Here is an 11788-nt window from a genome sequence, read left to right on the forward strand (position 1 = left end):
TTAAACCCCGTAGGCCTGGTTCAGCATCCGACGTGCGAAGCTCGAATCATCGGTGTGGTTGGCAATCTTGTGCGCGCGAAACTTGGCCGCGTAACTGAGCATGGTTTCCTTGTGGCGGCCATGGCGGTCACGGGTAAAGATCCCCGCCCACAGGTTGTCCCAACGCGCGTACTCCGGGTGCGACATCAGCAGCTCATGAGCCTTGCGCATGTTCCAGTGAGGAATGGCCGGGTGCAGGTGGTGCACGAGGTGGTAGTTGTCGTCATGGCGGCCGAAGAAGAAGTTCTCCAGGGCGTTGCCCTTGCGATTGCGGGTGAGCAGCAGCTTCTCGGTCTCAGCAGCCGGCAATGGGTAATGCTCGGCCAACTCGATGATCCAGCCCACGGCCACGGCGGTGGTGAACAGCGGCACCAGCCAGAACAGCAACAGTTGCGCGACCACCCCGAACCAGGCGGCGACGGCGAAGATTACCGCCCAGTAAGCCCACAGCATGATGCGTTCGTTGCGGATGGTTTTATCCGCACCCTGGGCTTTGACGCGGTCTTTGATGATGTACCGGATGTACTGCACGGTCCGGTAGCCGGACAGCGCCAGCAAGACGTTCTTGAGGAAGAACTCACGTTCACTTTGCTGGACGTCGTACAGGCCGCACTGCAAGTGGAAGGCGTAGTCAGGGTCTTTTTCCGGATCGCCCAGGTGCACGTGGTGGTTCTTGATGTGCGACGTGCTGTAGGACTGATGCAGGTGGAAGATCAGGTAGCCTGAGAGAAACGTGCCGGAGACCCAATTGATAACGCGGTTCTTGGCCAGCATCTTGTGCGCTGACTCGTGCAGCACATTCGCCAGGGCGCGTTGCGTGGTGCCGATCAGAAACAGCGAAACCGGGTAGAACCAGTAGCTGATGCCCAAGGAGAGGTAGATGGCAAAGGCAATGATTGCGTAATCCTTACCCAACGCGATGGCCCAGTGATAGTTATCTTTTTTGCACAGGTGCTTGAGCATTCCAAAGGTTTCACGGGAAATGCCCGCGGCGTATTCGCCAGCAGGTTCTTTGTTTTTATCGACCAGCATAATCACTCCATAATTAAGCGGCACGCTGCAACACCCGTCTCATTGCTGGGCAAAGGAATTTTTTCAGGTGGTGCGGCTATTGTTTTTTTGCCTGAGCTAGACTCATCGGCTGCAAAAAAAACTAAAGCACCGCTCGATGGCGAACAAGCTGCCCTTTTAGACAGGTAGGCTGCGACGAGACGCACGCGTAGACTCGCCGCTGAAAAATCACCGGCGAGCGTAGCGTTTATAAGGTGGGAAGCCTCTAGATCAGGCCTGTTCGCGGATGTACCCCAGGTTCAGGGCCTTGCGAATCGCCGATTTGCCGTTGGTGACGTCCAGCTTGCTGAAGATATTCTTCATATGAAACTTGACGGTACGCGGGCTCATTGAGGTCAGGAGGGCTATTTCGTTGTAGGTCTTGCCCAGGCTGGTCCAGGACAACACTTCGGTTTCTCGTGGGGTCAGTACCGTTTCCTGTATCGGCGCAGGCGTGACCGTGGCGCAGCTTTCGAGGGCCTCGTCGTAGACCGAGACCAGCAGCATCTGCAGCTCACTTTTGTTGGCCAACACCGTGTCGCGAAACTGCTGGTCTTCGCCGAAGCTGCACAGGTTGAGGATCGAGTAAAAACCGCGGTTGCCATGCACGATAAAGCTCGCGCCCTCGCCCACCGGTGCACAGGGCCCAGGCACCGGCACCGCTTCTGCGGCAGGCGCGAGGATGTTTTCATCGCTCCAGAAAAAAGGTTTAACCCGCTCCTTGGACAAGGACAGCAGTTGGCCACGCTGGTAAAAATCGTCCGCCGAGTCGGAGCGGTCCAGCGCGTCGGGGTAGTTGGTGATGATCTCTGCTTCATCCAGTGTCGGCCCACACTGATACACCTCGAAGTGCCCCAGGCCGCGCCGGGTCAGTTCGGCATCGAGCAATTGGCGCACATCGGCGGGCTGTATGGACATGGTGTTGCTGGATTGGCCATCGCTTCGCATGAATATCGTCCCTGATGAGTGACAACGTATGAGGCTAATGCTCTGACGGGAACGCTTCAATCCCGAAGCCTCTGGTCAGAGTCGACCCATACTGTAGGAAATATCTCTACACAAAGACAAGAATGAAACATGCCGTACAGGGCTTGTCCAGTGCTTCCTGGACCGAGCCGACCATCAGCACGCAATGGCCATTTGCGCTGCCGAGCGCCCTGGCTCAGGCCACCTGCGCCGCAAATACTTCGCGAAACCGCTGCATCTCGTGCTGATTGCCCACCGTCACCCGTACCCATTGCGGCCAGTCTTTCCAGACCCGCCCGATCAACACATTGTGTGCTGCGAGCTTTTCGATGACCTGCTGGGCCGGTTGTTTCACGTCGATCATGAAGCAGTTGCTGTGCGACGCGGTGCAGGCAAACCCCCGCGCCTTCAGCCACGCCACGGTCTCATCCCGCAACCGAGCGTTTAGCGCCTTGCGATGGGGCAGCAGCTTGACGTCTTCCAGGCTCGCCCGGGCGCCGAGCAAGGTGGAGGCTGCTGGCACGTTGTCGCCGCCGAACACCGCCAGCCGTTCCAGCAGCGCCGGGTGGCCAATCGCCAAGCCCAGGCGCGCGCCGGCCATGCCGTAGAGTTTCGAGAAGGTGCGCAACACCAGCAAATCGTCATGGTCCTTGACCCAACTCACACAGCTTGGGGCATCAGAGAAGTCGATGTACGCCTCGTCCACCACCAGCACGCTGCCTTTGGGCTTGTTCGCCAACGCCTGGCGGATCGCCTCGGTTGGCGTCAGGGTGCCGGTAGGGTTGTTGGGGTTGCACAGGTAGAGCATGCCCGCCTGCGGATCGGCGGCAAGCATGGCGGGCACGTCGTGCGCATGCTCGGCATTGAGGCTCACTTCGCGCACCGGCGCTTTCCATGAGTCGGCGGCCTGGCGCGGTACTTCGTAGGACGGCGTGGCCATCACCAGCCCGCGTGTCTGGCTGGTAAACGCCAGCACGGCGTAGCGCAGCGCTGCCATGGAGCCGGCAAACACGGCGACCTGTTCTTCGGCGATGCCCTGCTGCTGGGCAAAAAGCCCAGCCAAGGCATACATGTGGCCATAGGGATACAGCCCGGAGATGGCCACCCCACGCTGCATCGCCTCACGGGCAGCGGCTGAGGGGCCGTAGGGGCTTTCGTTGTAATTGAGCCGCACCTTGTCAGCGGGTGCCGGCGGCGGGCTGGCCACCGCCCAATCCAGGCGCCCCAGCACCGGCAGGGCCGCGCCAATGGCGAGAAGGGACCGACGACTTACGCTGACCATGGACTACTCCTTGTAGGCGGGTGTTGGATTCGCACAACACGTACAGAGGAGTATGACGAGGCGGATATGGGCTGATTTAGTTCAGCTGCAACTTCTGCTTGAGGCTGTGCATCACATCGGCCTTGTTCTGCAGGTAGTCATTCAGGCCGCGAGCCCGCAAGTTGCACGCATCACAGTTACCGCAACCGCTGCCGAGGACGCCGTTGTAGCAGGTCAGGGTCTGGTGCTGAACCAGGTCCAACTGGTTATGGTAATCCGCCAGGGCCCAGGTTTCGGCCTTGTTCAGCCACATCAGCGGCGTGTCCAGGCGCAGCGTGTACTCCATGCCCAGTTCAAGCGCCTTGTTCAGCGCTTTGACGAACTCATCGCGGCAATCGGGATAGCCTGAGAAGTCGGTTTCGCACACCCCGGTAATGACGGTTTGCGCCTTTACCTGATAGGCGTAGATCGACGCCAGGGTCAGAAACAGAATATTGCGCCCCGGCACAAAGGTGCTGGGCAGGCTGTCGCCTGAACTGTTCACGGTCGGCACCGGGATGTTGTCCCGAGTCAGGCTGCTGATGGCCAACTCGTTGAGCAGGGACACGTCCATGACTTTGTGAACGGTAGCGCCCAACTGCTTGGCAAGCTTCTGGGCGACCTCGATTTCTGCCACATGGCGCTGGCCATAGTCGAAGGTAATGCAGTGCACTTCGTCATACAGCGGCAGTGCCTGGATCAGACAGGTCGTAGAGTCCTGCCCGCCACTGAATACGATAACGGCTTTTTTACTCATCGGTTTGCTTCCTGCATTTGTAGAATTCGGGAATAGTTTAAAGGCCACTCCATAAAAAACCCCGCGCTTCTTGCGAAGGCGGGGTTTTTTACTGCTCGATGACTCAGTGTGCGTAGGTCAGCAACAGCTCTTTCGGTACCTGGAAATCCAGGGACATCATCACGCTGAGCGCGGTGATGGTGAAGATCGAGAACACGAACAGCTTGCGCGCCCAGACGGTGTCATCCACCGCCTTGTAGCCGGTCCAGGCCATGTACAACCAGTACATGCCCATGGCGGCAGCGACGGCGAGGTAGCTCATGCCGGCATAGCCACTGAAGGTCAACATCAAGGTCGCCACGAGGAAGGCCAGGATGTAGAGCAGGATGTGTTTCTTGGCCACCTGGATGCCACGCTTGACCGGCAGAACCGGGATCGAAGCCGCCAGGTAGTCATTGAAGCGGAAAATCGCGATGGCATAAGAGTGCGGCATCTGCCACAGGCTGAACATCACCAGCAGCACCAGCGCGGCCATGTCGAAGCTATTGGTCACAGCCACATAACCAATCACCGGCGGCATCGCCCCCGACAGACTGCCCACCAGCGTGCCGTGAACCGACTTGCGCTTGAGGTACAGGCTGTAAAGGCCGACGTAGATGACAAAGCCGATCACGGCAAACAGCGCCGCCAACGGGTTGGCCACCTTGTACAACAACACGACGCCGGCAACACCCAGGACGGTCGCGAACAGCAGTGCCAGTTTCAGGGAGATAAGGCCCTGGACCAGCACGCGGTTCTTGGTGCGTTCCATCTTGATATCGATGTCGCGGTCAATGCAGTTGTTGAATACACAACCGGAAGCTACCACCAGGGAGGTGCCGATCATTGCAGCCAGGAAGATGGCCAGATCGACATGTCCCTTGGAGGCCAGGAAGAAACCGCCTGCCACAGAAAGCACGTTACCGAAAATGATCCCCGGTTTGGTGATTTGGATAAAGTGCTTAAGCGACATCGGGTCTTACCTCACTTCGCCATCATGAACGTGTGGATGCTGAACATGATCCATATCGACAGACCAACCAGCAGCAGGATCACAAGGCCTGCGAACACAAACGCAATCACGTTATCGCGCTGCTCTTTGGAACGATCCAGGTGCAGGAAGTACACCAGGTGAACCAGAACCTGAATCACCGCGAATGCCAGAACGATCATCAACGTGATGGACTTCGGCAGGGTCGGGTACATCACCAGACCAAACGGGATGAGCGTCAGGATTACCGACAGGATGAAGCCGATGGCATACGACTTAACGCTGCCGTGGCTCGCATCATGGCTGTCATGGTCATGGGAGTGTGCATTAGCCATTACAGAGTCCCCATCAGGTAAACAACGGTGAAGACGCAGATCCAGACCACGTCCAGGAAGTGCCAGAACAGGCTCAGGCAGCTCAGGCGAGTCTTGTTGGTGTTGGTCAGGCCGTGTTTATTGACCTGATACATCATCACCGCCATCCACAGCAGGCCGGCAGATACGTGCAGACCGTGGGTGCCTACCAGCGTGAAGAACGCGGACAGGAAGCCGGAACGGTGCGGGCCGTAGCCTTCGGAGATCAGCAGGTGGAACTCGTTGACCTCCATACCGATAAAGCCCAGGCCGAACAGGAAGGTCAGTGCCAACCAGCTCAGCACGCCCTTCTTGCTGCCCTTGTAGAAGGCCAGCATGGCGAAGCCGTAGGTGATCGAACTGAACAACAGCAAGGCGGTTTCGCCGAGCACGTAAGGCAGTTCGAAGATGTCGTGGCCCGATGGGCCACCCGCTACGTTGTTTACCAGTACCGCGTACACCGCGAAGATCGACGCAAACAAGATGCAGTCGGTCATCAGGTAGAGCCAGAAACCGAATACGGTCATTGGCCCCGAGTCGTGGTGATGGTCATCGTGCCCATGGTCATCGACATGGGCGTGTCCAGCATTGGTCACTAAGTTCGACATGGTTTAAGCCTGTTCCAACGAGGTTTCTACACGGTTGGCCGGGATTTTCTTCTCGGCTACCAGGCGAGCGTGTTGCTCGGCTTCGATGCGCTCGATCGTTTCGACCGGCACCATGTAGCCTTGATCATCACGGGCAGCGTGAATGATGAAGTAACCGATGGTGCCTACCAGGCCCACGATTGCCAGCCACCAGATGTGCCAGATCATCGCGAAACCGAACACGGTCAACAGCGCGCCCATCACCACGCCAGTGGCGGTGTTGTTCGGCATGTGGATCGGCTCGTAATGCTTGGGTTGCTGGTACGCAGTACCGTCTTCCTTCGCTTCGGTGAACGCATCGATCGTGTTCGCAGTAGGAATCACAGCGAAGTTGTAGAACGGCGGTGGCGACGAAGTCGACCATTCCAGGGTGTGGCCATTCCATGGGTCGCCGGATTCGCAAGCGTTCTGCTTACGGTCACGGATACTCACGTACAGCTGGATCAGCTGGCAGGCGATACCGGCAGCGATCATCAACGCACCGAACATGGCAACGTACAGGTACGGCACCCACTCAGGGTTGGTGGTAGCGTTCAGACGACGGGTCATGCCCATGAAGCCCAGTGCATAGAGCGGCATGAACGCGACGAAGAAGCCCGAGATCCAGAACCAGAATGCAGCCTTGCCCCAACCTTCGTGCAGCTTGAAGCCGAACGCTTTCGGGAAGTAGAAGCTGAAACCAGCGATGTAACCGAATACAGCACCACCGATGATCACGTTGTGGAAGTGAGCGATCACGAACAGGCTGTTGTGCAGTACGAAGTCAGCACCCGGGATGGCCAGCAGTACGCCGGTCATGCCGCCGATTGCGAAGGTCACCATGAAGCCCAGGGTCCACAGAACCTGGCTGGTGATACGCAGACGGCCGTGGTAGATGGTGAATAGCCAGTTGAATAGCTTCACACCCGTCGGGATGGAAATCAGCATCGTCGCCAGGCCGAAGAAGGCGTTGACGCTGGCCCCCGAACCCATGGTGAAGAAGTGGTGCAGCCACACCATGAAGCCCAGTACAGAGATCGCGCCCGATGCGTAAACCATCGAGTGGTGACCGAACAGGCGCTTGCCGGTAAAGGTCGAGATCACTTCAGAGAAGATACCGAACGCTGGCAGGATCAGGATGTACACCTCAGGGTGACCCCATGCCCAGAACAGGTTCACGTACATCATCGGATTGCCACCAAGTTCATTGGTGAAAATGTGGAAATCCAGGTAACGGTCAAGCGACAGCAGCGCCATGGTAGCGGCCAGGATCGGGAACGAAGCCACGATCAGGACGTTGGCCCAGGTGCAGGTCCAGGTGAAGATAGGCATGTCCATCAGTTTCATGCCAGGGGCGCGCATTTTCAGGACGGTGGCCAGGAAGTTGACCCCCGTCAGTGTCGTCCCGAGTCCTGATAACTGTAGCGCCCAGATGTAGTAGTCCACACCCACGCCCGGACTGTACTGAATGCCCGACAGCGGTGGATACGCAACCCAACCGGTCTTGGCGAATTCGCCGACGCCCAGGGACAGGTTGATCAGCACCACGCCGGAAACCAGCAGCCAGAAGCTCAAGGAGTTCAGGAACGGATAGGCAACGTCACGCGCACCGATCTGCAGCGGCAAGGCAAGGTTCATCAAGCCGGTGAAGAATGGCATCGCCATGAAGATGATCATGATCACACCGTGAGCGGTGAAGATCTGGTCATAGTGTTCAGGCGGCAGGTAGCCAGGCGAACCCTCGGTGGCCATGGCCAACTGGGTACGCATCATGATGGCGTCGGCAAAACCACGCAGCAGCATGACCATGGCAACGATGACGTACATGACACCGATTTTTTTGTGGTCGACAGAGGTCAACCACTCGGTCCACAGGTAGGTCCACTTCTTGAAATACGTGATTGCAGCAAACAGTGCCAGACCACCCAGCGCGATCATGGCGATAGTCACCATCACGATCGGCTCGTGGAACGGGACCGCATCCCAACTTAATTTACCAAACATCGTTTACTCCTCTGCCCCAGCAGTTGAATGCGAGCCCGTGTCAGAACCTTCAACCGCGGCCACTTCTTTCTTCTCGTGCTTGACCGGCTTGCCTGGCTTCATACCTTCGTACTTGTCGACGATTTTCTGAAACAGGTCCGGCGTGTACGCGGAGTACAGAGTGGCTGGGTTGTTCTGGCTTGGTTTGGCAAGAGCATCGTATTCAGCTTGATCAAGCTGTTTAGGTGCGGCCTTGACTTTGGCTACCCAGGCGTCGAAATCTTCCTGGCTCGTCGAGATCGCTTTGAATTTCATGCCGGTGAAGCCAGCGCCGCTATAGTTGGCGGAGATGCCTTCCATTTCAGCTTTCTGGTTGGCGATCAGGTGCAGCTTGGTCTGCATGCCTGCCATCGCGTAGATCTGGCCGCCCAGAGCAGGGATGAAGAACGAGTTCATCACAGCATCGGAGGTGATCTTGAAGTTCAGCGGAGTGTGCTCCGGGAACTGGATTTCGTTAACAGTGGCGATACCCAGGTCCGGGTAGATGAACAGCCACTTCCAGTCCAGCGCGACGACTTCGATGTTGATCGGCTTGACGTCGGATTCCAGCGGACGGTACGGGTCCAGTGCGTGGGTGGACTTGTAGGTCACATAACCCAGGGCAATGATGATGAGGATCGGCACCAGCCACACTGCGATTTCGATCTTGGTGGAGTGCGACCACTTCGGCGCGTAGGTAGCGCTGGTGTTCGACGCGCGGTATTTCCAGGCGAAGGCGAAGGTCATGATGATCACGGGGACCACGACCAGCAGCATCAGCAGGGTGGCGGTGATGATCAGGTTTCGTTCATCCAGACCGACCTGTCCTTTTGGGTCGAGCAAGGTCCACTTGCAGCCTCCCAGCATTAACAACATGCCAAGCAGCGGCAAAAAGCCTAGTAATCGGGGGTACCTGTTTTTACTCATCTCACGACCTCTAAAGCAGCTTGCGCAATGCAGTTGGGTTTTGATCGCCAACACTTCACCCTGCCAAGGGTTGGCATTTCTCTTCGATTGAATAAGAGCCTGCCCGGCACGCCATACATGGACGTTGCACGGACCTGCGGTGAGTTCTTATTCGATTTCGTGGCTAAAGGCCTTGTTACAGACCAATTCCATTTGGTGCGGATAGTTGAAAGGCTGCCGGAACCTGGGGTCGCACAGAGCCATCCATCTGCCCCTCGACCGCTCCAATGCTCAAAGATTGAACAGCACCGGACATTCAGTGCGGGCGATTGTAGTTAGCTAGCGATGTATAAACCATGTCTTATAAAGAAATAATTTTTATCGATTCCAGCAACAATCCTTCACCAATCTTGCAAAGGTTCGGGATCTTATCGTGTTCGATTCTCAACAAAAACCACAAAAATTGCCGTGTTATTGCGTGACAGCGCCCTTCCCTTACACCTTGTAAGGGCATGCAAAACGTATCCAAGTCCCCATAAAACAAGGCATTCGGACATCACTGAATGAGGCAACCGGTGCGACGTTCGCGGCACCGTTCAATCGATGAACTGACAGCACATCTTGGCCGTTTTATGCAAATTTATGGACCGGCGCGGCGCGTCAGAAACGTCCTGCGACCGCGTCCGTGTGACAACATGTCGCACGCTGCGCGCACCTCAAGTTGCCCTTCGTCACGTCCCTTTCACAAAACCCTACATACAAAAACGCCCCGTCCTTCCATTAAGCAAGAACAGGGCGTTTCAGTGGGCCGCTTCAGGCCGTGCGTTGACGATTCCGATAGATGCCCAGCGGAACCAGGATCACCGTCAGCACAAACGCTACCAGCGCCCACTGTGCCAGGGACAGGCCAAGGATCGGCGGGTACGGCGTGCTGCAGAAGCCATCGACCTGGAAGCCCAGGGGAAAGACTTTGGCCAGCGGCAAGTCATCGACAATCGGCTGCAGGACATCGATGCCACAGCTGACCGCAGGGAAAAACTGCGTGTACACATGATGGCCGGCCGCAGCCACGCCGCCCAAGGCGCTGAGGACCACCAACCCTTCAAAGAAGGTGACCGCGCCTTTGCGGCGCATGGCGGCACCGATGAACGCAAACACCGCGATCAACAGCAAGGCGTAGCGCTGCAGGATGCACAGCGGGCATGGCGCTTCGCCCAGTACCACCTGCATGTACAACGCACCGCCGATCAGCGCCAGGCAGATGATGCCCAGCAACACCAGAAAGCGCCGCTCCCTGCCTAAACGCAATTCGTCACTCATCCCCGTTTCCCTTTGCCTGATTATGGTTGTGCCTGATGGCCGCAAGTTTACACACAGGGGATGGTTAAAACAGAAAGGGGTTAACGGCGGATTAATCGAGAGGAATGCAAAGCCAATTGTGGGAGCGGGCTTGCTCGCGAAGGCGGTGGATCAGCCACTTATAAGTCGACTGACACTGAGCCTTCGCGAGCGAGCCCGCTCCCACAGGTTGAACGGTGCTGTGCCTGGAAACCTTATTCCAGGGCCGCGGCCGGGCCGAAGAACTCGTAGCGCGCCTGTTTGTCCGGCACACCGAGGGCTTTAAGGTGGCGCTTGACCGCCGCCATGAAGCCTTTAGGGCCCAGGAAGTAGGCGTCGAGGTCACGCTGTTCGGGCAACCACGCCGCCAGTTGCTCCTGGCTCAGCATCCCGACTTTGTCTGCGGCCGGGCTCACGCCATCGTCTTCTGCGTAGCAATAGAAGCGCTTGAGTTGCGGGTGCTTGGCCGCCAGGGCGTCGACCCATTCACGGAACGCATGCACCCCGCCGTTTCGCGCGCAGTGGATAAAGTGCACCGGGCGCTCGGTGGCCAGGGCTGCTTCGAGCATCGGCAGCGTCGGTGTGATGCCCACCCCGCCGCTGATCAGCACCAGCGGCTTGTCGCTGGCAACCAGGGTGAATTCGCCCGATGGCGGGAACAGCTCGAGGGTCGCGCCGACGTGCATCTGGTCATGCAGGTAGTTGGACACCCGCCCACCAGCCTCGCGCTTGACGCTGATGCGGTACAAACCCGCATCGCTCAGGGCCGACAAGGAATAATTGCGGCGCACTTCTTCGCCATCGATCATCAGCTTCATGCCGAGGTACTGGCCCGGCGCGGCCGCCAGGATCTGGCCGTTATCCACCGGGGCAAAATAGAACGAAATGATTTCGTTGCTCTCCTCCACGCGCTTGACCAACTGGAACGGCCGCGCGCCGCGCCAGCCGCCCGGGGCCTGGGCTTTTTCGTCGTAGATGGCGGCTTCGGCGCCTATCAGGATATCGGCCAACTGACCATAGGCGGCGCCCCAGGCGCTCAGCACCTGGGGCGTGGCAATCTCGCTGCCCAGCACCTCGGCAATGGCCCGCAGCAGGCACGTGCCCACAATTGGGTAGTGCTCCGGCAGGATCTGCAGGGCCACGTGCTTGTTGATGATCTTTGCGACCAGATCGCCCAGTTGGTCCAACTGGTCGATATGCCGCGCGTACATCAGCACGCCATTGGCCAAGGCGCGGGGCTGGTCGCCGTTGGCCTGATTGGCCTGGTTGAACAGCGGGCGAACGTCCGGGTACTCGCTGAGCATCATGCGGTAGAAGTGCGTGATCAGCGCTTCGCCGCCGCTTTCCAGCAGGGGCACGGTGGATTTGACGATGGCACGGTCTTGGGCACTAAGCATGGCAGACTCCTGGGTCTTTTTACTG

General features: G+C 58.0%; 11 protein-coding genes. All 11 read right to left on the reverse strand.

The genetic code is table 11. The features are described from left to right. The 11 genes from C4J83_RS25220 to hmpA all read right to left on the reverse strand — a co-directional run bounded on the left by C4J83_RS25220 (window position 1) and on the right by hmpA (window position 11763). Window positions 1-1071: a fatty acid desaturase family protein gene (locus tag C4J83_RS25220; protein WP_119736768.1), complete on the reverse strand. Its 1071-nt coding sequence runs from the start codon at window positions 1069-1071 to the stop codon at window positions 1-3. Window positions 1072-1320: 249 nt separating this feature from the next. Beyond that, complete coding sequence (locus C4J83_RS25225) at window positions 1321-2037, reverse strand: helix-turn-helix transcriptional regulator (protein ID WP_106578236.1); 717 nt, start codon at window positions 2035-2037, stop codon at window positions 1321-1323. A 214-nt stretch (window positions 2038-2251) separates the two neighbouring features. Then, the gene (ptaA, locus tag C4J83_RS25230) at window positions 2252-3337 is read right to left on the reverse strand and encodes a pyoverdine biosynthesis transaminase PtaA (protein WP_106578235.1); all 1086 of its coding nucleotides are present in this window, start codon (window positions 3335-3337) and stop codon (window positions 2252-2254) included. A gap of 76 nt (window positions 3338-3413) precedes the next feature. Then, window positions 3414-4112 (reverse strand): 7-cyano-7-deazaguanine synthase QueC, encoded by a 699-nt coding sequence (gene queC / locus C4J83_RS25235; RefSeq protein ID WP_119736761.1) that lies wholly within the window; start codon window positions 4110-4112, stop codon window positions 3414-3416. Between the two features lie 103 nt (window positions 4113-4215). After that, a complete protein-coding gene (gene cyoE, locus C4J83_RS25240) occupies window positions 4216-5103 on the reverse strand; it encodes a heme o synthase (RefSeq protein WP_106578233.1) in 888 nt (295 codons plus the stop codon). Between the two features lie 11 nt (window positions 5104-5114). After that, a complete protein-coding gene (gene cyoD, locus C4J83_RS25245; protein ID WP_010206434.1) occupies window positions 5115-5456 on the reverse strand; it encodes a cytochrome o ubiquinol oxidase subunit IV in 342 nt (113 codons plus the stop codon). Next, the gene (locus C4J83_RS25250; protein ID WP_016971084.1) at window positions 5456-6082 is read right to left on the reverse strand and encodes a cytochrome o ubiquinol oxidase subunit III; all 627 of its coding nucleotides are present in this window, start codon (window positions 6080-6082) and stop codon (window positions 5456-5458) included. Before C4J83_RS25250 ends, cyoD begins: the two co-directional genes overlap by 1 nt. A gap of 3 nt (window positions 6083-6085) precedes the next feature. Next, window positions 6086-8104: a cytochrome o ubiquinol oxidase subunit I gene (gene cyoB / locus C4J83_RS25255; RefSeq protein WP_053257915.1), complete on the reverse strand. Its 2019-nt coding sequence runs from the start codon at window positions 8102-8104 to the stop codon at window positions 6086-6088. A gap of 3 nt (window positions 8105-8107) precedes the next feature. After that, window positions 8108-9049, reverse strand: a complete 942-nt coding sequence (cyoA, locus tag C4J83_RS25260; RefSeq protein ID WP_119736759.1) for a ubiquinol oxidase subunit II — start codon at window positions 9047-9049, stop codon at window positions 8108-8110. 792 nt (window positions 9050-9841) lie between these two features. After that, a complete protein-coding gene (locus tag C4J83_RS25270; RefSeq protein ID WP_106578230.1) occupies window positions 9842-10348 on the reverse strand; it encodes a disulfide bond formation protein B in 507 nt (168 codons plus the stop codon). Window positions 10349-10581: 233 nt separating this feature from the next. Then, on the reverse strand, window positions 10582-11763 hold the full coding sequence (gene hmpA, locus C4J83_RS25275) for an NO-inducible flavohemoprotein (RefSeq protein WP_124418439.1): 1182 nt from the start codon (window positions 11761-11763) through the stop codon (window positions 10582-10584). Between the last annotated feature and the right edge of the window lie 25 nt (window positions 11764-11788).

Origin of the sequence: Pseudomonas sp. LBUM920, from assembly GCF_003852315.1 — a bacterium.
GTDB lineage: Bacteria > Pseudomonadota > Gammaproteobacteria > Pseudomonadales > Pseudomonadaceae > Aquipseudomonas.

Bases quoted from the DNA above. Each gene is read 5' to 3' on its own strand.
- C4J83_RS25220 (WP_119736768.1), bottom strand. From the start codon at position 1,071: ATGCTGGTCGATAAAAACAAAGAACCTGCTGGCGAATACGCCGCGGGC.
- C4J83_RS25225 (WP_106578236.1), bottom strand. From the start codon at position 2,037: ATGCGAAGCGATGGCCAATCCAGCAACACCATGTCCATACAGCCCGCC.
- ptaA (WP_106578235.1), bottom strand. From the start codon at position 3,337: ATGGTCAGCGTAAGTCGTCGGTCCCTTCTCGCCATTGGCGCGGCCCTG.
- queC (WP_119736761.1), bottom strand. From the start codon at position 4,112: ATGAGTAAAAAAGCCGTTATCGTATTCAGTGGCGGGCAGGACTCTACG.
- cyoE (WP_106578233.1), bottom strand. From the start codon at position 5,103: ATGTCGCTTAAGCACTTTATCCAAATCACCAAACCGGGGATCATTTTC.
- cyoD (WP_010206434.1), bottom strand. From the start codon at position 5,456: ATGGCTAATGCACACTCCCATGACCATGACAGCCATGATGCGAGCCAC.
- C4J83_RS25250 (WP_016971084.1), bottom strand. From the start codon at position 6,082: ATGTCGAACTTAGTGACCAATGCTGGACACGCCCATGTCGATGACCAT.
- cyoB (WP_053257915.1), bottom strand. From the start codon at position 8,104: ATGTTTGGTAAATTAAGTTGGGATGCGGTCCCGTTCCACGAGCCGATC.
- cyoA (WP_119736759.1), bottom strand. From the start codon at position 9,049: ATGAGTAAAAACAGGTACCCCCGATTACTAGGCTTTTTGCCGCTGCTT.
- C4J83_RS25270 (WP_106578230.1), bottom strand. From the start codon at position 10,348: ATGAGTGACGAATTGCGTTTAGGCAGGGAGCGGCGCTTTCTGGTGTTG.
- hmpA (WP_124418439.1), bottom strand. From the start codon at position 11,763: ATGCTTAGTGCCCAAGACCGTGCCATCGTCAAATCCACCGTGCCCCTG.